This window comes from Streptomyces sp. adm13(2018) (assembly GCF_008042145.1).
Taxonomy (GTDB): domain Bacteria; phylum Actinomycetota; class Actinomycetes; order Streptomycetales; family Streptomycetaceae; genus Streptomyces.
This window is the reverse complement of the sequence record NZ_RDBH01000113.1, coordinates 28,196-49,630: the sequence shown is the minus strand read 5'-3', so window position 1 is coordinate 49,630 and position 21,435 is coordinate 28,196. Positions and strand designations below refer to the sequence as shown.

The window sequence follows — 21,435 nt, the reverse complement described above, 5'->3', positions numbered from 1 at the left end:
GTCGGCCGCCTCGGGCCCGGTCCCGAGGCGGCCGACTCCCGGCCCGTCCCCGCGCGGTGCCCGCCGTCCCGTACCCCTGAGCGGCCGGGCCGGGTCCCGGGTCGCCTAGGATTCGTACCCTGATGACTGCAACCCTCGTCGCCAAGGACCTCGCCGCCGGCCACGGCGAACGCACCCTCTTCGCCGGGCTCGACCTCGTCGTCGCCCCCGGCGACGTCATCGGCCTCGTCGGCGTCAACGGCGCCGGCAAGTCGACCCTGCTGAGGCTGCTCGCCGGGCTCGACACCCCCGAGGAGGGCGAGCTCCGGCTCTCGCCGCCCACCGCCTCCGTCGGCCACCTCCCGCAGGAGCCCGAGCGGCGCACGGGCGAGACCGTGCGGGAGTTCCTCGCCCGCCGCACCGGCGTCGCCGCCGCCCAGACGGCGATGGACGAGGCCACCCAGGGCCTCGTCGACGGCACCCCCGGCGCCGACGACGCGTACGCGACCACCCTGGAGCGCTGGCTGAACCTGGGCGGCGCCGACCTGGACGAGCGCGCCGACGAGGTCGCCGACTCCCTCGGCCTCACCGTCGGCCTCGACCAGCCTATGACCTCCCTCTCCGGGGGCCAGGCGGCCCGCGCCGGACTCGCCTCGCTGCTGCTCTCCCGCTACGACGTCTTCCTGCTCGACGAGCCCACCAACGACCTCGACCTCGACGGCCTGGAGCGCCTCGAAGGGTTCGTGAAGGGGCTGCGCGCCGGCACGGTCGTCATCAGCCACGACCGCGAGTTCCTCACCCGCACGGTCACCAAGGTCCTCGAACTCGACCTCGCCCAGCAGCAGATCACCCTGTACGGCGGCGGTTACGAGGCCTACCTGGAGGAGCGGGACCGGGCCCGGCGGCACGCCCGCGAGGACTACGAGGAGTACGCCGGCAAGAAGGCCGCCCTCGAAGCCCGCGGCCACATGCAGCGGTCCTGGATGGACAAGGGCGTCAAGAACGCCCGCCGCAAGGCCACCGACGGCGACAAGCTCGGACGCAACGCGCGCAGCGAGGCCAGCGAGAAGCAGGCCTCGAAGGCCCGCCAGACCCAGCGCATGATCGAGCGCCTCGACGTCGTCGACGAGCCCCGCAAGGAGTGGGAGCTGCGCATGGAGATCGCCGCCGCGCCCCGCTCCGGCTCCGTCGTCGCGACGCTCCGCGAGGCCGAGGTGCGTCGGGGCGACTTCGCCTTCGGCCCCGTCACCCTCCAGATCGACTGGGCCGACCGGGTCGCCGTCACCGGTGCCAACGGCGCCGGGAAGTCGACCCTGCTCGCGGCCCTGCTCGGCCGGCTGCCGCTGGACTCCGGGGACGCGGTCCTCGGCTCGGGCGTCGTCGTCGGCGAGGTCGATCAGGCCCGCAAGCTCTTCCACGGCACGGAGTCCCTCCTGGAGGCGTTCTGCGCGGCCGTGCCCGAGACCGAGCCCGCCGAGGTCCGCACCCTGCTGGCCAAGTTCGGTCTCAAGGCCGTCCACGTGATGCGGCCCGCTACCACGCTCTCCCCGGGGGAGCGGACCCGTGCCGCGCTCGCGCTGCTCCAGGGCCGGGGCGTGAACCTGCTCGTCCTCGACGAGCCGACGAACCACCTGGACCTGCCGGCCATCGAGCAGCTGGAGGCGGCGCTCGACTCGTACACCGGCACGCTGCTGCTCGTCACCCACGACCGGCGGATGCTCGACGCGGTCCGCACCACGCGGCGCATCGAGGTCGCCGACGGCAAGGCCACCGAGCTCTGATGGCGTCCTCGCACCCGGCGGGCCCGGGCCCGCGGTGACGGTCTCGTTCGGCTGGGGGCCCGTCGAAGCACGAGTCCTCGGCCCCTCGGCCGCCTGCGTGGTCGTGGTCGACGTCCTGTCCTTCACCACCGCCGTGGGCGTGGCCGTCGAGGCCGGGACGGCCGTCCACCCGTACCGGCGGCGGGACGCGACGGCCGCCGCCCACGCGCGGAGCCTCGGCGCGACCCTCGCCGTCGGGCGCCGCGAGGCCACCCCCGGACATCCGTGGACGCTCTCCCCGGCGGCCCTGCGCGCCGCACCCGCGCCGGCGCGGCTCGTGCTGCCCTCGCCGAACGGCTCCACCATCGCCGCGGAGGCCGCGGGCGCGACCGTCGTCGCCGCCTCGCTCCGCAACCACACGGCGGTCGCCCGCTGGCTCGCCGAGCGGGGGTACGGCTCCGCCGAACGCCCGCTCGCGGTCGTCGCGGCCGGCGAGCGGTGGCCGGACGGTTCACTGCGTCCGGCGCTGGAGGACCTGCTCGGCGCGGGAGCCGTCCTCGCCGGGCTGCGGGCCGCCGGCCCGCACCTCCTCACCCCGGAGGCGACCGCGGCGGCCGCGCTGTGGTCGGCCACCGAGGACCCGGTCGCCGCCTTGCAGGGCTGTGACTCGGGCCGTGAACTGTACGAGTACGGCTTTCCGCAGGACGTGGCCGTGGCCGCCGAGACCGACAGCTCGACGACCGTCCCCGTGCTCGTGGACGGCGCATTCCAGGAGGCACCATGACCGACCTACTGACCCGGCTGACCGCGATGCTGGACGACCTCGACTCCGACGTGGACGAGACGATCGACCTCGCCGACGAGATCGCCGCCTCGGGCGACGCCGGGCTGCTGCCGCGCCTCCAGGCGGAACTCGACCGCGCCCTCGCCGAGCGCAACGCCTACGCCCGCGAGCTGCTCGGCGGCGTCCTCGCCGCGATCGGCGGCCCGGAGATCCTGCCGGCGCTGATCCGGGCCTCCGCGGTCGACCTCGGCGACGACCAGGACGGACTGGCCACCGAGATCGTCGACCTGGTCCAGGCCGACCCGAAGACGTCCCGCGACCTCCTCCAGCCCCTGACCCACGACGACGACCTCGCGGTCGCCAACCGCGCGGACTGGGCGCTCCGCTTCCTGCCGTAAGGGGAGGGGGCCGGGGAGCCGCAGCGGAATTGCGGCCCGGCGGGCGTGACCCGTCGGGCCCGGCGCCGCCGTCCCCGGGACCGTCCCCGGGGCGTGCCCGGCCGGGCCGCGCGAACTGCCGCCGCCTGGTTCTGGGGCGTCCCCGCGAGCGTGTCCGGCCGGCCCGGGCGGCGGCGAACCCGCGCCGCCCGGGCGGCGCGCATAGGCGCCGCCGGCCTGGGGGCGTCCCCGCAAGTCCGGGACCGTCCCCGCCGGTCCGGGCGGACCGGCGGGAACGACCCCAACCGGTCGCCCCCGTCAGCGGCGCTTGCCGCCGCCCTCGCCCAGGAGGCCGGCCTTGCGGAGGGCGTCGGCCATCGCGCTGTTCGAGGGCGCGGGCGACCGGTCCCGGCCACCCCGCTCGGACTGCCCGTTGCGGCCGCCCTGGCCGCCCTGGCCCCCGCGGTCGCCCTGGCGAGCGGCCGCGGTCGCCCTGGCCCCCGCGGCCGCTCTGGCCCCCGCGGTCGCCCTGGCCGCCGCGCTCGGACCTGCGCCCGCCGCCACCGCCCTGCCGCTGCTGCGGCGGACGCCCGCCGCGCTCGCGCCCGGAGCCACCGTCGGCCGCCGCAGCAGCGGCCTCGTCGTCGAGCCGCAGGGTCAGCGAGATCCGCTTGCGCGGGATGTCGACGTCGAGCACCTTGACCTTCACCACGTCGCCGGACTTCACGACGTCGCGCGGGTCCTTCACGAAGGTCTTCGACATCGCGGACACGTGCACCAGGCCGTCCTGGTGCACACCGATGTCCACGAACGCCCCGAAGGCCGCCACATTGGTGACGACGCCCTCCAGGACCATGCCGGACGCCAGGTCGCCGATCTTCTCGACGCCCTCCGCGAAGGTCGCGGTCCGGAACGCCGGACGCGGGTCGCGGCCCGGCTTCTCCAGCTCGCGGAGGATGTCCGACACGGTGGGCAGACCGAAGGTCTCGTCGACGAAGTCGTCCGCCCGCAGCGAGCGCAGCGTCCCGGTGTCGCCGATGAGCGCCGCGACCTCGCCGCCCGTCGCCTTCACCATCCGGCGCACCACCGGGTAGGCCTCCGGGTGCACCGAGGAGGCGTCGAGCGGGTCGTCGCCGCCCCGGATGCGCAGGAAGCCCGCGCACTGCTCGTACGCCTTCGGGCCGAGGCGGGCCACGTCCTTCAGCGCCCGCCGGGACCGGAACGGGCCGTTGGTGTCCCGGTGCGCGACGATGTTCTCCGCGAGGCCCGAGCTGATGCCCGAGACCCGCGAAAGCAGCGGCGCGGAGGCGGTGTTGACGTCGACGCCGACGCCGTTCACGCAGTCCTCGACGACCGCGTCGAGCGAGCGGGAGAGCTTCACCTCGGCGAGGTCGTGCTGGTACTGACCGACGCCGATGGACTTCGGGTCGATCTTCACCAGCTCCGCGAGCGGGTCCTGGAGCCGCCGCGCGATGGAGACGGCGCCGCGCAACGTCACGTCGAGACCCGGGAGTTCCTGCGAAGCGAACGCCGAGGCCGAGTAGACCGAGGCGCCCGCCTCCGAGACCATCACCTTCGTCAGCTTCAACTCGGGGTGCTTGGCCAGGAGTTCGGCCGCCAGCTTGTCGGTCTCGCGGGAGGCCGTGCCGTTGCCGATGGCGACCAGCTCGACCGCGTGCTCCCGGGCGAGGCGGGCCAGCCGCTCCAGCGCCTGGTCCCACTTGTTCGCCGGGACGTGCGGGTGGATCGTGTCGGTGGCGACGACCTTGCCGGTCGCGTCGACCACGGCGACCTTCACGCCGGTACGGAAGCCCGGGTCGAGCCCGAGCGTCGCCCGCGTGCCGGCCGGGGCGGCGAGCAGCAGGTCGCGCAGGTTGGTGGCGAAGACCCGGACCGCCTCGTCCTCGGCGGCCGTCCGCAGCCGCAGCCGCAGATCGATCCCGAGGTGGACGAGGATGCGGGTGCGCCAGGCCCAGCGGACCGTGTCCTGGAGCCACTTGTCGCCGGGACGCCCGCGGTCGGCCACGCCGAAGCGGTGCGCGACGATCCCCTCGTACGAGGAGGGGCCGGGGGTCTCTGAGGGCTCCTCCGGCTCCAGGTCGAGGCTGAGCACGTCCTCCTTCTCGCCCCGCAGCATGGCGAGCACCCGGTGCGAGGGCAGGGCGGTGAAGGCCTCGGCGAAGTCGAAGTAGTCGGCGAACTTCGCACCGGCCTCCTCCTGCCCCTCGCGCACCTTCGCCACCAGCCGGCCGCGGCCCCACATGCGCTCGCGCAGCTCGCCGATGAGGTCGGCGTCCTCGGAGAACGTCTCGGCGAGGATCGCCCGCGCGCCCTCCAGGGCCGCCGCCGCGTCGGCGACGCCCTTGTCCGCGTCCACGAAGGCGGCGGCGGCCGCGGCGGGCTCCACGCCCGGGTCGGCCAGCAGTCCCTCCGCGAGCGGCCCCAGACCGGCCTCGCGGGCGATCTGCGCCTTCGTCCGGCGCTTCGGCTTGAAGGGCAGGTAGATGTCCTCCAGGCGCGCCTTGGTGTCGGCCGCCCGGATGCTGGCCTCCAGCTCCTCGGTCAGCTTCCCCTGCTCGCGTACCGAGTCGAGGACCGCCGACCGGCGGTCCTCCAGCTCGCGCAGGTAGCGCAGCCGCTCCTCCAGGGTGCGGAGCTGCGCGTCGTCGAGCATCTCCGTCGCTTCCTTGCGGTAGCGGGCGATGAACGGCACGGTCGAACCGCCGTCGAGCAGCTCGACGGCTGCCTTCACCTGTCGCTCGCGTACGCCGAGCTCCTCGGCGATCCTTGCTTCGATGGACGTCGTCACGGTGTCCCGACTCGCCTTCTCGTGCCTCAAGCTTGCGAGTGCATTCTGCCGGGTCGGTCACCCGAACGCGGTAACCGGCCCGATCCGCGCGCGTCCCGGGCCGCCGCCGGGGGCCCCGCGGTCAGTCCTTGCCGACGAGATCGGCGGGGAAGGCGCCCGCGCCGGCGGCCGTGACCAGGAAGCCGCGCCCCAGCTCGGTGAGCCGCTCGACCCCGGCGGCGCCGAGGTGCTCGTACGGGGCGGTGTCGAGCCGGTCCGTGTGCTCCTCCAGCTCGGCGCGGAGGGCGGTGCCCGCCTCGGTCAGCTCTCCCTCGGCGTCCAGCAGCCCGCGCCCGCGCAGCCGCTCCACCGCGGCCTCCCAGTCGGTGCGCCGCCAGCCCCGGGAGCCGAGCACCCAGCGCGGGGTCATGCCCTTGCCGGTGGCGGTGTGCGACACGAGGGCCTCGACGGGGTCGAGCCCGGCCGAGAGCAGGGCCGCGAGGTGGCCGTCGCCCCGGTGCTCGCGCAGCAGGGTGGCCGCGTGCCAGTAGGCGAGGTGGGGCTCCTCGGGCACCGGAAGGTCCGCGTGGGCCGAGTAGAGCGGCCGGGCGTGCCGGGTGCAGGCCTCGGTGGCGCGCAGGGCCAGCTCCGCGGCCTCGGCCATCTCGGCGGACGCGACGGTCTCCTCGCCGAGCAGTCGACGCAGGGTGGCGTCGGCGCTCCGCAGGCGCGCCTCGAGGACCCGGGCGGGGGAGGCGATGTCCCAGACGGCCGGGAGGTGCCGGGCGAGCAGCTCGTGGTTGTAGTTGAAGAAGGTGGCGGCGACCGTGCCCGGGCCGACCGCGCCCAGGGCGGCGCTGCGCGCGGCGAGCCGCATCGCGGCCGGATCGGTGAAGCCCAGCGCGCCGAACTCGCGGTCCAGGTCGGGCGAGAAGAAGAGCGTCGAGTGCAGCGGGTTGAGGGCGTTGTGGCAGCGGCGTCCCGCGCGGGGCGGCAGAGAAGTCGTCGTCATGCCCGAATGTTACCGACTGGTCGGTACGACGGGAACCTCCGAACGTCCCCGGACTCCCCGGCACTCGGCCGAATCCGCCCACCTGCCCGCTCCAGCCCGCTCCCGTTCGTGCGGGCGGCCGGCGGTCCGGAGCCGAGGCGACGGGCGACAGGCGACAGGTGACAGGCGACGCGCGATGGCAGGAAAGGTGGGATCGGCGTCATTGCGGCCGTCCCCGCCCCCTCCCAGGATGGAGTCATGACGCAGCGACCCGTCCTCGTCGTCCTCTTCGACGGCGTGCAGAGCCTCGACGTCACCGGTCCCTACGAGGTGTTCGCCGGTGCCGCACGCGCCGCCGGAGACCCGGAGGCGTACCCGATCCGCACCGCCTCCCTGGACGGCGGACCCGTCCGCGCCCACAGCGGTCTGCGTCTGCTCCCCGACACCACCCTCGCCGAAGCGGTCGCCGGGGGAGCGCCGCACACCCTCGTCGTCCCCGGCGGGGAGGGCACCCGGATGCCCGATCCGGCCCTGATCGACTGGCTCCGCGCCCACGCCCCGGACGCCTCCCGCCTGGTCTCCGTCTGCACGGGGGCCCTGCTCCTCGCCGAGGCCGGGCTCCTCGACGGACACCGGGCGACGACCCACTGGGTGGCCTGCGACCACCTGGCCCGCTGCTACCCCGAGGTCGAGGTGGACCCGGACCCGATCTTCGTCCGGGACGGGCGGCTCGCCACCTCTGCCGGGGTCACGGCCGGCATCGACCTGGCCCTCGCCCTGGTGGAGGAGGACCTCGGCCGGGACGTCGCGCTGACCGTCGCCCGCCATCTGGTCGTCTTCCTGCGCCGCCCCGGCAACCAGGCCCAGTTCAGCGTCCAGCTCGCCGCCCAGACCGCCCGCCGGGAGCCGCTGCGCGACCTCCAGCAGTGGATCACCGAGCACCCGGCCGACGACCTCTCCGTGGAGGCCCTCGCCGCCATTGCCCGGCTCTCGCCCCGCCACTTCGCCCGCGCCTTCCACGCCGAGACGGGCACCACCCCCGGCCGCTACGTGGACCGGGTGCGCCTCGAACACGCCCGCCGCCTCCTGGAGGAGACCTCCCGCGGCGTCGAGGAGGTCGCCCGCGCCTCGGGCTACGGCACCCCCGAGGCGATGCGCCGTGCCTTCACCAGGTCCCTCGGCACCGCACCCGCCGACTACCGCCGCCGCTTCCACTCACCCGTCCGCTGACCACGCACTTTCCCACCGACCACGCACCCGTCCACCGACCGCGCGTCCACAGGCAGCACCGTGCAGATCGCCGTCCTGATCTACCAGGGCTTCACCACGCTCGACGCCGTCGGCCCGTACGAACTCCTCGCCCGGCTCCCCGGCGCCGAGACCGTCTTCGTGGCCAAGGAGGCCGGCCCCGTCCGCAACGACCAGGGCAGCCTCGCCCTCGTCGCCGACAAGACCCTCGCCGAGGTCCCGCACCCGGACATCGTCCTGGTCCCCGGCGGGCCCGACGCCCGTACGGCCATGCACGACCCGGAGATCCGGGACTGGCTCCGGACCGCCGACGCGACCAGCACCTGGACCACCTCCGTCTGCACCGGCTCCCTGATCCTGGCCGCGGCGGGCCTCCTGGACGGCCGCCGGGCCACCACCCACTGGCTCGCCCTCGACGAGCTGACGGCGCTCGGCGTGGAGAGCACCGGCGAGCGGGTCGTCTTCGACGGCAAGTACGTCACCGCCGCCGGGGTCTCCTCGGGCATCGACATGGCGCTGCACCTGCTCGGCCGGATCGGCGGCGACGAGGCCGCGCAGACGATCCAGCTGCTCACCGAGTACGACCCGCAGCCGCCGTACGACGCGGGTTCCCCGGAGAAGGCCCCGGCCGAGATTGTCGCCCGCTGGCGCGGCGTGCGGACGGAGGAGCTGCCCCAGGGCGGCTGAGCGGGGTTCCGGCGGGTCTCAGCCGCCGTACGTGAAGCGGGGCGGCCGGCGTTCAAGGAAGGCGGCGACGCCCTCCGCGGTGTCGCCGCTGCCCCGCGCCTGCTCCGCCCAGTGGGCGTCCCGGTCCAGGCGCCCGTCGGCGAACTCCTTGGCCGCCGCCTGGGTCAGCAGCGAGCGTGAGGCGAGGATCCGGGCGAACTCGGCGACCCGCTTGTCCAGCCCGCCCACCGGGTGCAGCTCGTCCACCAGGCCGGTCCGCAGCGCGCGCTCGGCGTCGATCAACTCGCCGGAGAACAGCAGGTACTTCGCGGCCGAGGGGCCCACCAGCGCGGTGAGCCGCCGGGTCGACGAGGACGAGTAGACGATGCCGAGCTTCGACGGGGTGACCCCGAAACGGGCGCCCTCCTCGGCGAACCGCAGGTCGCAGGCGGCGGCGAGCTGGCTGCCGCCGCCGACGCAGAAGCCGCGGACGGCCGCCAGGGTCGGCCGGGGGAACGCGGCGAGCGCCTCCTCGGCCCGTACCGCGAGCGCCTGCTGCTCGTCACCGGGCTCCCGGAGCGCCGAGATGTCGGCCCCGGCGCAGAAGGTGTCGCCCTCGCCGGTCAGCACCAGCACCCGGACGGCGGGGTCGGCGGCCAGCCGGTCCAGGACGTCCGGCAGCGCCCGCCACATCCCGGCGCTCATCGCGTTGCGCTTGGCGGGGTTGGCGATGACGACGGTGGCGATCCCGTCGGTGACGCTGTCCTTCAGCTGCGGCTCCATGGGCCGGATGCTATCCGCCGCACCCGAACGTACGATCAGGAAGGGGTCGTCCCGAGGAGGCAGCGCATGGCCGAGGACGCCCACGAGCCGGACGGGGCGACGGACCCCGTCCGCGAGATGGCCCGCGAGGGCAAGCGGCTCAACCGGAACTTCAGCTGGCTGGCGGTGCTCGGCGTCCTGCTGGTGATCGGCGGGGTCGTCGGCCTGGTCTACACCGGCCTCGCCACCCTGACCTCGATGCTGCTCTTCGGCTGGCTGCTGCTGATCGGTGGGGTCGTCGGGCTGCTCCAGGCGATCCAGTCGCGCGGCACCAGCTACTTCTGGCTCGCGGCGGTGGTGGCCGCCCTGAACATCGCGGCCGGTGTCGTGGTCATCCGCCATCCGGAGGGCTCGGCCGAGGCGCTGACGATGTTCGCCGCGCTGCTCTTCCTGACGGGCGGCCTCTTCCGGCTGGTCGGCAGCGTGGTGGTCCGCGGCCCGCAGTTCGGCTGGACCCTGCTCCAGGGCGCCTTCGGGCTGCTGCTCGGCCTGCTCGTCCTGTTCGACTGGCCGGACAGCAGCCGGTACGTCCTCGGGGTCTTCTTCTCGCTCGCGCTGCTCTTCGACGGCCTCGGCCTGATCGCGATCGGGGTGGGCGGGCGACGGATCGTCAGTATGGTGACGCCGACCCCTGTGTCCAGCCCGCCCCCGGAACAGTCAGAAAGCGCGCCCGATCAGTCGAACAACTGACATCGGCATCCTCACCCGATCGGAAAGCGGCCGATACATGTCGACTTATGGTCAGTAGGTCGGTCCGCCTCCGCGGATTGCCAAGACTCGATCCGTGGCGAGAATCGAGCACGAGGGTGGGAACCGTACCGTGGAGGACCACGGAGGTGGCCCCGCCCGGCAACCGTCCTACGAAGGAGCCTGGCGCTTCACCGCTGCCGCGGTCGACGTCTCCGTCCCGCAGGCCCGGCACGCCGTACGCGACCTGCTGGTCCGCCAGGGAGTCCCCGTCCATGAGGAGATCATGGACGGCCTGCTGCTGATCGTCTCCGAGCTGGTGACCAACGCCGTGCGGCACGCGGCGCTGCTGTCCCCGGAGATAGCGGTGGAGGTGGCCATCGGGCCCGAGTGGATCCGGGTGTCCGTCGAGGACAACCATCCGTACCGCCCCAAGGCCCTGGAGGCGGACTACGGGCAGACGGGCGGCCGCGGACTGCTCCTGGTCCGCGAGATCGCCCAGGAGTCCGGGGGCGTGTGCGACGTCGAGCACACCGCGAGCGGCGGCAAGATCATCTGGGCGGCGCTGCCCCTGGCCCCGATGGCACCGGGGCCGGGGGCGACGCTCCACCAGCCGGTCGTCACCAGCCCCCGGACGGACCCGTCAGTTCCCTGATCGCCGGACGCGCCGCGTCCAGCACCGTCATGAACCAGGCGGAGAAGGGCGCGGCGGCATGGCGCTCGGCCAGCTCGCCCGCGGTCACGAAGGACGTGTCGTCGATCTCCGCCGGGTCCGGGCGCGGCGAGGCCTGCACCAGGCCGACGAAGAGGTGGTTGAACTCCTGCTCCACCAGGCCGGAGGCCGGGTCCGGGTGGTTGTACCGGACGGTGCCGGCCTCCGCGAGGAGGGTCGGCGAGACGCCGAGCTCCTCGAAGGTCCGCCGGGCGGCGGCCGCGAACGGCGCCTCGCCCGGGTAGGGGTGGCCGCAGCAGGTGTTCGACCAGACGCCGGGGGAGTGGTACTTCCCCAGGGCCCGGCGCTGGAGCAGCAGCCGGCCCGCCTCGTCGAAGAGGAAGACGGAGAAGGCGCGGTGCAGCAGCCCGGGCGCCTGGTGGGCGGCGAGCTTCTCCGCCGTGCCGATGGTCGTCCCGTCCTCGTCGACCAGTTCGAGCATGATCGGCTCCGGGGCTTCGGACGGCTGGACACCGTTCGACATGATCTCCGGCGAGATCTGAGCCGCGGTGGCTGGTGTGGTCGGCATACCCATCCTTCGCTTCGGTCCTCGCCCCGGCGGGGCCACCTCAGTCTGCCGTACAAAAGCGGCTTGTCCGTACTTCGGCGGCCGGACGTGTCCGCTCCCGCCGCACCGGAGTACGGCCGGTGCGGCGGGAGCGGAGCGGCGGTACGGGGCGGCTAGACCCCGAAAGCCGCCGGATAGGCGATCGTGCCCCGCGGCACGGGCGCGTCCTCGTCCAGGACGAGCGCCATCATCGCCTCGTCCGGAACGTCGAAACCTGGCCGGATTCCATATGCGGACGCCCGTGCGAACCCGAAGGCCGGGTAGTACTCCGGATGCCCCAGGACGAGTACGAGGGACTCACCGCGGAGTCGCGCCGCGTCGAGCAGCGCCCGGACGACGGCCCTCCCGGCCCCCGTCCGCTGGTGCGCGGGCGCCACCGCGACCGGCGCGAGCGCCGCCGCCGGGGCGCCGTCCACCCGGCAGCGGGTGATCAGGGCGTGCGCCGCGATCGAACCGTCCGGGGCCTCCGCCACGTACGACAGGCCCGGGAGCCAGGCGTCGGGGTCCCGGCGCAGCGCGTCGACCAGTTCGGCCTCCGCCTCCGAGCCGAAGGCGGCCGCGACCAGCTGCCGGATCGCCGCCGCCTCCCCGGGGGCCTCCGGGCGGGTCCGCCAGCGCGGATCGGCGGGCCGCAGGACGAATCCGGCGTACCCGTAGTCGGAGCCGTGGTCGCGCCGCATCGCGATCTCGGCGCGTGCCCCCGCCACGGCCTCGGCCATGCCGGGCACGGCGGTGTCCGCCGCGTCGGCGCGCGCGGCGAGCGGACCGTAGTACTCGGCCCAGTCGCCCTCGGGCTGGAGGAGGCTCCCCAGGACGTGGTAGCCGGCCCCGACCGCCGCCGACGAAAGCGCGGTGACGGTACGGAGCGGGTAGTGCTGCTCCCAGAAGGCGCGGGCCGCCGGGCTCGGCTCCCCGGTGGTCCAGACGCACTCGGTGAGCACCAGGGTGCCGCCCGGCGCGAGCAGCCTGCGCCACTCGTCCAGGGCCCGGTCGAAGCCGATCGCGTAGGCCGAGCTCTCCGCCCAGACCAGGTCGAAGGAACCGTCGGGGAACGGCAGCGCGCCCATGTCGGCGCGGAGGGGGTGGATCGAACCGTCGAGCCCGCGGTCGGCGGCGGACCGCCGCAGCTCGTCGAGGAACGGTTCGTGGAGGTCGACGGCGGTCACCTCGGCACCCGCCTCGGCCGCCAGGAGCAGCGCGGACCGACCGGGGCCGCAGCCCAGGTCGAGCACGCGCGGACGCTCGGGCAGCGGCCCGCAGAGCGCGAGGAGACGACGCGTGGTGGCGTCGGAGCCGGGGCCCTGTCGCGGCAGACCGTGGTGCAGGGCGAAGAAGGAATCGTGCGAAGCGTTGTCGGACAACGTGGGAAACCCTTGGTGAGAGGGTCCCGGCCGACGACGTGACGTACCGGTGGGAACCGGGATCAGGTCAGCCGGAGACCCGGAGGCTGAGGAAGGACCGGGTGCCGCCGCTCGGGGCAGCCTCCATCGCGACGGTCATCAACCTCAGCTCCTCTCTCCACACGTTCGTAGGAAAAGACTAGCAGGGCGCTCTTCTCGCAGAGATCGCAGGGATGGCAGGCCTGGCGGGGATCGAAGACCTCACAGGCCTCACAGTCATCCAGGCCTCACAGATAGAGCCCGGCCTCACAGGCAGAGCCCGGCCTCGTGTTCGGCGTGCCCGGCGGGCTCCAGCTGGAAGGTGCAGTGCTCCACGTCGAAGTGCGAGCCCAGGCATCCCTGGAGCTGGTGCAGCATCTTCTCGTGCCCGACCGAGTCGAGCGCCCCCTGGTCCACGACCACGTGCGCGGAGAGCACCGGCATGCCCGAGGTGATCGTCCAGGCGTGCAGGTCGTGCACGTCCTCGACGCCCGGCAGGGCCAGGATGTGCGCCCGCACCTCCGCCATGTCGACGCCCTTGGGGGCCGCCTCCAGGAGGACGTCCAGCGTCTCGCGCAGCAGCTTGACCGTACGGGGGACGATCATCAGGCCGATCAGGATCGAGGCGATCGGGTCGGCGTACTGCCAGCCCGTCACGAGGATGACGCCGGCCGCGACGATGACCGTGACCGAGCCCAGCGCGTCCGCGAGCACCTCCAGATACGCCCCGCGCACGTTGAGGCTGTCCTTCTGGCCCCGCATGAGCAGGCTGAGCGAGACGATGTTCGCGACCAGGCCGATCGCCGCGACCGCGATCGCCAGGCCGCCCTTGGTCTCGGCCGGCTCGAAGAAGCGCTGGACCGCCTCGTAGAGCACGTAACCGCCGACGCCGAGCAGCAGCAGACAGTTGGCGAGCGCCGCGAGGATCTCGGCCCGGGCCAATCCGAAGGTGCGGTTCCCCGACGGCGGCCGGTTGGCGAAGTGGATCGCCAGCAGCGCCATCGCGAGACCGACCGCGTCGGTGGCCATGTGGGCCGCGTCGGCAATCAGCGCGAGCGAGTCGGAGAGCACGCCGCCGATGATTTCGATCACCATCACGGAGAGCGTGATGCCGAGCGCGACGCGCAACCGGTTCTTGTACGCGGCCCCGGCCGTACCCGTCGGCGCAGGGCCGCCGTGATGGTGCCCGTGGTCGTGTCCAGCCCCCATGACATGGCCTCCAGATCGTCGGTTCGCAGGTGCCCCGAGTCGCAAGTCAACTACGGGAGGGGGGTATGTGCAACACGGTACTGAACACCGTTGTCATATGCTCTGACCTGCGGAGATGCATTCCGGACCGGCGGTGGCGCGAACGGGCCGCCGGGGCCCCCGCCGGGCCCGCGGACGGACGCTCCGCCGACGCCCCCTACCGCCGTGCCGCCCGCTCGACCGGCCGCCGACCGCCGACCGCCCGGAACGATCTCCACGGAACCACGCGCGCCCGTGCGGACGTGGGTGGACCCGGGGGAGTCCGGCCCGCAAAGCCTCGGTGAACTCGTGCTCTGTTTCATCCGATAGCCTCAGCCGACGTGTCGCCGCCCCGTGCCGGGCCGCACCGCCGCGCCCGGGATCGCCATGGGTCCCGCCGGCCCCTCCGTCAGCTCCAAGGAGTGAGTTCGTCTGTCGACCGCCATCCTCACCGGCCCGCCGGCACCCGGATCCTCGCTCGACGGAGATCTGCGGTCGCTCGGCTTCGACGTCCGGACCGCCGCGGGCCCCGAGGAGACCGGCGCCCTGCTCGCCGCCGTCCCCGCGGGTGAGCGCGWCGCGCTCGTCGACCCCCGGTTCGTCGGCCATGTGCACGCGCTGCGCCTCGCCCTCACCGACCCCCGGTTCCCGGCGGCCGCCGCACCCGGCGCGCTCACCGTGCAGAACGGCGCCCGCCCGGCGCTCGCCCGCGCCCTGACCGCCGCCGCGGCGCCCGTCACCGACGACCTCACCGGGACGCTCGCCGACGCCCTCGACGCCGACGGCGTCGCCGTGCACCGGCCCCCGCTCGGCACCCTCGTCGCCACCGTGCCCACCGACGCCGAGGCCCGCCACGAGGCCCGCGCCGCCGTGGACGCCGTCGACGACGAGGCGGTCCGCCTCCGCTCCGCGGTCAAGGCCCACGACGGCTTCTTCACCACCTTCTTCATCAGCCCGTACTCGCGCTACATCGCCCGCTGGTGCGCGCGCCGCGGACTGACCCCCAACCAGGTCACAACCGCCTCGCTGCTCACCGCCCTGATCGCGGCCGGCTGCGCGGCGACCGGAGAGCGCGGCGGCTACATCGCCGCCGGCGTCCTCCTCCTCGTCTCCTTCGTCCTCGACTGCACCGACGGGCAGCTCGCCCGGTACGCGCTGAAGTACTCGACGATGGGCGCCTGGCTCGACGCCACCTTCGACCGCGCCAAGGAGTACGCCTTCTACGCCGGCCTCGCCCTCGGCGCGGCCCGCGACGGCGACGACGTCTGGGCCCTCGCGCTCGCCGCGATGATCCTGATGACCTGCCGGCACGTGGTCGACTTCTCGTTCAACGAGGCCAACGCCGAGAGCACCGGCGCGACCGCCAAGACGAGCCTCGCCGTCTCCAGCCGGCTCGACAGCCTCGGCTGGACCGTCTGGGCCCGCCGGATGATCATCCTGCCGATCGGTGAGCGCTGGGCCATGATCGCGGTCCTCACCGCCGTCACCACCCCGCGGATCGTCTTCTGGGCCCTGATCGTCGGCTGCGCCTTCGGTGCCTGCTACACCACGGCGGGACGCGTCCTGCGCTCCCTGACCCGCAAGGCGCGGCGCACCGACCGGGCCGCCCAGGCCCTGGCCGACCTCGCGGACTCCGGACCGCTGGCCGCGCTCGCCAACCGCGTCCTCGGCCGCACCGGCATCCTGATGCTGCCGCCGCTGGTCCTCGCGCTGATCGCCACCGGCGCGCTGTTCGCCGCCGTTCTCGGCCGCCCCTTCGGCTCCGACCAGACCGTCGTCGCCGCCGTCCTCTACGTGGTGTTCGCCGGAGCCGCCGTCGCCCGCCCCCTCAAGGGCCCCCTCGACTGGCTGCTGCCGCCGCTCTTCCGGGCTGCCGAGTACGGCACGATCCTGATTCTCGCGGCCCGGTCCGAGGTGAACGGGGCCTTGCCCGCCGCCTACGGGCTGGTGGCCGCCGTCGCCTACCATCACTACGACACGGTGTACCGCATCCGCGGCGGCACCGGCGCGCCGCCCACGTGGCTGGTGCGCACGATCGGCGGTCACGAGGGCCGCACGTTGCTGGTGACCGTCCTCGCCGCCCTGCTGGCGAGCCGTGGCAACGACTTCACCCTGGCGCTCACCGCCCTGGCGGTCACCATCGCGCTGGTGGTGCTCGTGGAGTCCATCCGCTTCTGGGTGTCCTCCGGAGCACCCGCCGTACATGACGAAGGAGAAACAGCATGATCGGTCTCGTACTGGCAGCCGGTGCCGGACGGCGTCTGCGCCCCTACACCGACACGCTTCCGAAGGCCCTCGTGCCTGTGGACGGCGAGACCACGATCCTCGACGGGACGCTGAAGAACTTCGCCGAGATCGGCCTCACCGAGGTCGCGATCGTCGTCGGCTACCGCAAGGAGGCCGTCTACGACCGCAAGGAGGCCCTGGAGGCGAAGTACGGCCTCAAGATCACCCTGGTCGACAACGACAAGGCCGAGGAGTGGAACAACGCCTACTCCCTGTGGTGCGCCCGTGAGGTCCTCAAGCGCGGTGTGATCCTCGCCAACGGCGACACCGTCCACCCGGTCTCCGTCGAGAGGACCCTGCTCGCCGCCCGTGGCGACGGCAAGAAGATCATCCTCGCCCTCGACACGGTGAAGAACCTCGCCGACGAGGAGATGAAGGTCATCACCGCCGAGGGCAAGGGCGTCCAGCGCATCACCAAGCTGATGGACCCGGCCACCGCCACCGGCGAGTACATCGGTGTCACCCTCATCGAGGCCGAGGCCGCCGAGGAGCTCGCCGACGCCCTCAAGGCCACCTTCGAGCGCGACCCCGACCTCTACTACGAGGACGGCTACCAGGAGCTGGTCAACCGCGGCTTCACCGTCGACGTCGAGCCCATCGGTGACGTCACGTGGGTCGAGATCGACAACCACGACGACCTCGCGAAGGGCCGTGAGATCGCGTGCCAGTACTGACCCGACTGATTCCCTCACCGGTCGTCGTCGACATCCGCCGGGGAGCGCTGGACGACCTGTCCGCGCTCCTCGCGGACCAGCGCATCTCCAGCAACGGCAAGATCGCCGTCGCGATCAGCAGCGGCTCGGGCCTGAAGCTGCGCGACCACTTCGCGCCCGAGCTGCCCGGCGCCGACTGGTACCCGGTCTCCGGCGGCACCATCGACGAGGCCGTCAAGCTCGCCGACGCCATGCGCGGCAAGCGGTACGACGCCGTGGTCGCCCTCGGCGGCGGCAAGATCATCGACGTGACGAAGTACGCGGCGGCCCGGGTCGGGCTGCCGCTGGTGGCCATCGCCACCAACCTGTCGCACGACGGGATCTGCTCCCCGATCTCGACCCTGGACAACGACAACGGCCGGGGCTCGTACGGTGTGCCGACCCCGATCGCCCTGCTCATCGACCTGGACGTGATCAGGGACGCGCCGGTCCGCTTCGTGCGCTCCGGCATCGGCGACGCGATCTCCAACCTCTCCGCCATCGCCGACTGGGAGCTGTCCCACGAGGTGACCGGGGAGCCCGTCGACGGGCTCGCGGCCGCCATGGCCCGCAGCGCCGGAGAGGCCGTGCTCCGCCACCCCGGCGGCGTCGGCGACGACGACTTCCTCGTCACCCTCTCCGAGGGCCTGGTGATGTCCGGCATCGCGATGTCGATCAGCGGGGACAGCCGCCCCTCCTCGGGCGCCTGCCACGAGATCAGCCACGCGTTCGACCTGCTCTTCCCGGCCCGCGCCGCCAGCCACGGCGAGCAGTGCGGTCTCGGCGCGGCCTTCGCCATGCACCTGCGCGGCGCCCGCGAGGGCTCCGGCCGGATGGTCGAGACCCTGCGCCGGCACGGCCTGCCGGTCACGCCGGAGGAGATGGGATTCAGCGTGGACGAGTTCGTCCAGGCGGTGTCCTTCGCCCCGCAGACCCGGCCGGGCCGCTTCACCATCCTCGAACACCTCGACCTGTCCGACGACCAGATCAGGGACGCGTACGCCGACTATGCCAAAGCCATCGGTAGCTGAGCTCCGCCCGGTCGTCCACCCCCCGGGCGTCAAGGACCGGCGCAGCGGGGAGCACTGGGGCGGCCGGCTGTACATGCGGGAGATCTCGCTCCGGATCACCCGGCGGCTCGTCGGCACCCGGATCACGCCGAACCAGCTCACGTACGTGATGACCCTCGCGGGCGTCCTCGCGGCACCGGCCCTGCTGGTGCCCGGGATCCCCGGTGCGGTGCTCGGCGCGCTCATGGTCCAGCTCTACCTGCTGCTCGACTGCGTCGACGGCGAGGTGGCCCGCTGGAAGAAGCAGTTCTCGCTGTCCGGCGTCTACCTGGACCGGGTCGGCGCCTACCTGTGCGACGCCGCGGTGCTGGTCGGGTTCGGCCTCCGGGCCGCCGACCTGTGGGGCTCGGGCCGGATCGACTGGCTCTGGGCCTTCCTCGGGACCCTGGCCGCGCTCGGCGCGATCCTGATCAAGGCCGAGACCGACCTCGTCGGCGTCGCCCGGCACCAGGGCGGTCTGCCGCCGGTCAAGGAGGCGGCCTCCGAGCCGCGCTCCTCCGGCATGGCGCTGGCCCGCCGGGCCGCCGGCGCGCTGAAGTTCCACCGGCTGGTCCTCGGCATCGAGGCCTCGCTGCTGATCGTCGTCCTGGCGGTCGCGGACCAGCTCAGGGGCGACCTGTTCTTCACCCGCCTCGGGGTCGCCGTCCTCGCCGGCATCGCGCTGCTCCAGACCGTGCTGCACCTCGTGTCGATCATGGTTTCGAGCAGGCTGAAGTGAGGCAGGGCGTGAGCACGCCGCTCAGGGTGGGAGCCGTCGTCATCACGATGGGCGACCGCCCCGACGACCTGCGCGCGCTCATCGACTCGGTCGCCGCGCAGGACGGCGACCGGGTCGAGGTCGTCGTCGTCGGGCAGGGCACCCCGGTCTCCGGGGTGCCCGACTGGGTGCGGACCGTCGACCTCCCGGAGAACGTCGGCATCCCCGCCGGCCGGAACGTCGGCATCGAGGCCTTCGGTCCCGGCGGCACCGACGTCGACGTCCTGCTCTTCCTGGACGACGACGGGCGGCTCGCCCATCCGGACACCGCCGAGCTGGTCCGGCAGGCCTTCACCGCCGATCCGCGGCTCGGCATCATCAGCTTCCGGATCGCCGACCCGGACACCGGCGCCACCCAGCGGCGGCACGTGCCGAGGCTCCGCGCCGCCGATCCGCTGCGCTCCTCGCGGGTGACGACCTTCCTCGGCGGGGCCAACGCCGTCCGCACCAAGGTGTTCGCCGAAGTCGGCGGTCTGCCCGACGAGTTCTTCTACGCGCACGAGGAGACCGACCTCGCCTGGCGCGCGCTCGACGCCGACTGGATGATCGACTACCGTGCGGACATGGTGCTCCTGCACCCCACCACAGCACCCTCCCGGCACGCCTCGTACCACTTCAACGTGGCCCGCAACCGAGTCTGGCTGGCACGCCGCAATCTGCCCGCGCCCCTGGTGCCGGCCTATCTCGGCGTCTGGCTCCTCCTCACCCTGGCCCGCCGGCCCTCGCTCTCCGCACTGAAGGCGTGGACCGGCGGTTTCCGCGAAGGCTGGAGGACCCCCTGCGGACCGCGCCGCCCCATGAGGTGGCGTACGGTGTGGCGGCTGACCCGGCTGGGTCGCCCCCCGGTCGTCTGACATCGTGGTACCGACGTGCCGCGCATCTTGAACACGAAAGTTTCGACTTGTGAGTGACACACAGCAGGGCGGGGCGGTCGCGACGAGCGCGCCCCCGTCCGTCGACGAGGGCCTCGCGCCGGCCGCCCTGGCCGCGAAGTACGGTCTCTCGGTCAGCGGCGCCAGGCCCGGCCTGTTCGAGTACGTCCGTGAGCTGTGGAGCCGCCGCCACTTCATCATGGCGTTCTCCTCGGCGAAGCTGACCGCCCAGTACAGCCAGGCCAAGCTCGGCCAGGTGTGGCAGGTGGCGACCCCGCTCCTGAACGCCCTGGTCTACTACCTGATCTTCGGGCTCATCCTGGGCGCGAGCCAGGGGATGTCCAAGGACGTGTACATCCCGTTCCTGGTCACCGGCATCTTCGTGTTCACCTTCACCCAGAGCTCGGTCATGGCCGGCGTCCGGGCGATCTCCGGGAACCTGGGCCTGGTGAGGGCCCTGCACTTCCCCCGGGCCTCCCTGCCGATCTCCTTCTCGCTCCAGCAGCTCCAGCAGCTGCTGTACTCGATGATCGTGCTCGTGGCGATCGTGGTCTCGTTCGGCAGCTACCCCTCCCTCCGGTGGCTGCTGGTGATCCCGGGACTGTTCCTGCAGTTCGTGTTCAACGTCGGACTGGCCATGATCATGGCCAGGATGGGCTCCAAGACCCCCGACCTGGCGCAGCTGATGCCGTTCGTGATGCGCACCTGGATGTACGCGTCCGGCGTGATGTTCTCGCTCCGCACCATGCTGGCCGACAAGCCGGCCTGGATCGGCGACATCCTCATGTACAACCCGGCGGCCGTCTACATGGACCTGATCCGGTACGCGCTGATCGACGGCTACGGCTCCGAGAACCTGCCGGCGCACGTCTGGATGACCGCGCTCGCCTGGGCCCTGGTATTCGGCATCGGCGGCTTCGTCTACTTCTGGAAGGCCGAGGAGAGGTACGGCCGTGGCTGACACCGACACGAGCGCCAAGCGCTCCGACGTTCCCACCGTCATCTGCGACGACGTCCACATCGTCTACCGGGTCAACACCGGCGGCGGCGGCAAGGGCAGCGCCACGGCGGCGCTCAGCCGCATCGTCGGCCGCGGCAAGGCCGAGGTCAGCCGGGGCGTCCGCAAGGTCCACGCGGTCCGCGGCGTCACCTTCACCGCCTACCGCGGCGAGGCCATCGGCCTGATCGGCTCCAACGGCTCCGGGAAGTCCACCCTCCTGCGCGCCGTCGCGGGGCTGCTGCCCACCGAGAGCGGCAAGGTCTACACCGACGGCCAGCCCTCGCTCCTGGGCGTCAACGCGGCCCTCATGAACGACCTCACGGGTGAGCGCAACGTGATCCTGGGCGGCCTCGCCATGGGCATGAGCCGCGAGGAGGTGCGCTCCCGCTACGAGGACATCGTCGACTTCTCCGGCATCAACGAGAAGGGCGACTTCATCAGCCTGCCCATGCGCACCTACTCCTCCGGCATGGGCGCCCGGCTCCGCTTCGCGATCGCCGCGGCCAAGAACCACGACGTCCTCCTCATCGACGAGGCCCTGGCCACGGGTGACCGCAAGTTCCAGATCCGCTCCGAGGAGCGCATCCGCGAGCTCCGCAAGGAGGCCGGCACGGTCTTCCTGGTGAGCCACAGCAACAAGTCCATCCGGGACACCTGCGACCGGGTGCTCTGGCTGGAGAAGGGCCAGCTCCTGATGGACGGGCCCACGGACGAGGTCCTCAGGGCGTACGAGCGGGAGACCGCCCGCTGATCCCCGCTCCCTCCCGACG

At 73.1% G+C, this 21,435-nt stretch carries 19 protein-coding genes and 1 pseudogene; 14 read left to right on the top strand and 6 right to left on the bottom strand.

What is annotated here, in order from left to right:
- The first annotated feature begins 122 nt into the window (after positions 1 to 122).
- The 3 genes from EAO70_RS10195 to EAO70_RS10185 are packed head-to-tail and all read left to right on the top strand — an operon-like array spanning position 123 to position 2,921.
- Complete coding sequence (locus tag EAO70_RS10195; RefSeq protein WP_148002687.1) at positions 123 to 1,760, top strand: ABC-F family ATP-binding cassette domain-containing protein; 1,638 nt, start codon at positions 123 to 125, stop codon at positions 1,758 to 1,760.
- A gap of 34 nt (positions 1,761 to 1,794) precedes the next feature.
- Positions 1,795 to 2,523 (top strand): 2-phosphosulfolactate phosphatase, encoded by a 729-nt coding sequence (locus tag EAO70_RS10190; protein ID WP_148002686.1) that lies wholly within the window; start codon positions 1,795 to 1,797, stop codon positions 2,521 to 2,523.
- Complete coding sequence (locus EAO70_RS10185) at positions 2,520 to 2,921, top strand: hypothetical protein (RefSeq protein WP_148002685.1); 402 nt, start codon at positions 2,520 to 2,522, stop codon at positions 2,919 to 2,921. Before EAO70_RS10190 ends, EAO70_RS10185 begins: the two co-directional genes overlap by 4 nt.
- A gap of 297 nt (positions 2,922 to 3,218) precedes the next feature.
- On the opposite strand, the pseudogene EAO70_RS10180 reads toward EAO70_RS10185, so the two are convergent.
- A pseudogene (locus EAO70_RS10180) lies at positions 3,219 to 5,709 on the bottom strand (Tex family protein).
- A gap of 121 nt (positions 5,710 to 5,830) precedes the next feature.
- Positions 5,831 to 6,700, bottom strand: coding sequence for an SCO6745 family protein (locus EAO70_RS10175; protein ID WP_148002684.1), 870 nt, complete (start codon positions 6,698 to 6,700; stop codon positions 5,831 to 5,833).
- A 237-nt stretch (positions 6,701 to 6,937) separates the two neighbouring features.
- On the opposite strand from EAO70_RS10175, the gene EAO70_RS10170 reads away from it, so the two are divergent.
- Together EAO70_RS10170 and EAO70_RS10165 are read left to right on the top strand one after the other, a co-directional pair.
- Positions 6,938 to 7,909 carry a GlxA family transcriptional regulator gene (locus tag EAO70_RS10170; protein ID WP_148002683.1) on the top strand — a complete coding sequence of 324 codons (972 nt, stop codon included), beginning with the start codon at positions 6,938 to 6,940 and terminating at the stop codon, positions 7,907 to 7,909.
- A 60-nt stretch (positions 7,910 to 7,969) separates the two neighbouring features.
- Entirely contained in the window at positions 7,970 to 8,614 is a 645-nt protein-coding gene (locus EAO70_RS10165) for a DJ-1/PfpI family protein (protein ID WP_148002682.1), read from the top strand.
- An 18-nt stretch (positions 8,615 to 8,632) separates the two neighbouring features.
- On the opposite strand, the gene EAO70_RS10160 is transcribed toward EAO70_RS10165, so the two are convergent.
- A complete protein-coding gene (locus tag EAO70_RS10160) occupies positions 8,633 to 9,376 on the bottom strand; it encodes an enoyl-CoA hydratase/isomerase family protein (protein WP_148002681.1) in 744 nt (247 codons plus the stop codon).
- A gap of 66 nt (positions 9,377 to 9,442) precedes the next feature.
- On the opposite strand from EAO70_RS10160, the gene EAO70_RS10155 reads away from it, so the two are divergent.
- Positions 9,443 to 10,105: an HdeD family acid-resistance protein gene (locus EAO70_RS10155; RefSeq protein WP_148002680.1), complete on the top strand. Its 663-nt coding sequence runs from the start codon at positions 9,443 to 9,445 to the stop codon at positions 10,103 to 10,105.
- Positions 10,106 to 10,199: 94 nt separating this feature from the next.
- Entirely contained in the window at positions 10,200 to 10,757 is a 558-nt protein-coding gene (locus EAO70_RS10150) for an ATP-binding protein (RefSeq protein WP_148002679.1), read from the top strand.
- Here the strand turns inward: EAO70_RS10150 and idi are convergent.
- The 3 genes from idi to EAO70_RS10135 form a co-directional block, all read right to left on the bottom strand.
- On the bottom strand, positions 10,723 to 11,343 hold the full coding sequence (gene idi / locus EAO70_RS10145; RefSeq protein ID WP_148002678.1) for an isopentenyl-diphosphate Delta-isomerase: 621 nt from the start codon (positions 11,341 to 11,343) through the stop codon (positions 10,723 to 10,725). The two genes, EAO70_RS10150 and idi, sit on opposite strands and share 35 nt — an antisense overlap.
- A 152-nt stretch (positions 11,344 to 11,495) precedes the next feature.
- Positions 11,496 to 12,743, bottom strand: a complete 1,248-nt coding sequence (locus tag EAO70_RS10140; protein WP_148002677.1) for a bifunctional class I SAM-dependent methyltransferase/N-acetyltransferase — start codon at positions 12,741 to 12,743, stop codon at positions 11,496 to 11,498.
- Between the two features lie 285 nt (positions 12,744 to 13,028).
- Entirely contained in the window at positions 13,029 to 13,970 is a 942-nt protein-coding gene (locus EAO70_RS10135) for a cation diffusion facilitator family transporter (RefSeq protein WP_148002676.1), read from the bottom strand.
- Positions 13,971 to 14,420: 450 nt separating this feature from the next.
- On the opposite strand from EAO70_RS10135, the gene EAO70_RS10130 reads away from it, so the two are divergent.
- Genes EAO70_RS10130 through EAO70_RS10100 form a run of 7 tightly spaced genes read left to right on the top strand, consistent with a single transcriptional unit; the run spans position 14,421 to position 21,416 of the window.
- The gene (locus tag EAO70_RS10130; protein ID WP_148002675.1) at positions 14,421 to 16,214 is read left to right on the top strand and encodes a DUF5941 domain-containing protein; all 1,794 of its coding nucleotides are present in this window, start codon (positions 14,421 to 14,423) and stop codon (positions 16,212 to 16,214) included.
- Positions 16,211 to 16,948: a sugar phosphate nucleotidyltransferase gene (locus EAO70_RS10125; RefSeq protein ID WP_148002674.1), complete on the top strand. Its 738-nt coding sequence runs from the start codon at positions 16,211 to 16,213 to the stop codon at positions 16,946 to 16,948. Before EAO70_RS10130 ends, EAO70_RS10125 begins: the two co-directional genes overlap by 4 nt.
- Complete coding sequence (locus EAO70_RS10120; RefSeq protein ID WP_148002673.1) at positions 16,936 to 17,997, top strand: iron-containing alcohol dehydrogenase family protein; 1,062 nt, start codon at positions 16,936 to 16,938, stop codon at positions 17,995 to 17,997. The genes EAO70_RS10125 and EAO70_RS10120 overlap by 13 nt, the downstream gene beginning before the upstream one ends.
- Complete coding sequence (locus EAO70_RS10115) at positions 17,975 to 18,754, top strand: CDP-alcohol phosphatidyltransferase family protein (protein ID WP_148002672.1); 780 nt, start codon at positions 17,975 to 17,977, stop codon at positions 18,752 to 18,754. Before EAO70_RS10120 ends, EAO70_RS10115 begins: the two co-directional genes overlap by 23 nt.
- 47 nt (positions 18,755 to 18,801) lie before the next feature.
- Positions 18,802 to 19,647: a glycosyltransferase family 2 protein gene (locus EAO70_RS10110; RefSeq protein WP_383431948.1), complete on the top strand. Its 846-nt coding sequence runs from the start codon at positions 18,802 to 18,804 to the stop codon at positions 19,645 to 19,647.
- Between the two features lie 49 nt (positions 19,648 to 19,696).
- A complete protein-coding gene (locus EAO70_RS10105) occupies positions 19,697 to 20,626 on the top strand; it encodes an ABC transporter permease (protein ID WP_148002670.1) in 930 nt (309 codons plus the stop codon).
- The gene (locus EAO70_RS10100) at positions 20,619 to 21,416 is read left to right on the top strand and encodes an ABC transporter ATP-binding protein (protein ID WP_148002669.1); all 798 of its coding nucleotides are present in this window, start codon (positions 20,619 to 20,621) and stop codon (positions 21,414 to 21,416) included. The genes EAO70_RS10105 and EAO70_RS10100 overlap by 8 nt, the downstream gene beginning before the upstream one ends.
- The last annotated feature ends 19 nt before the right edge of the window (positions 21,417 to 21,435 follow it).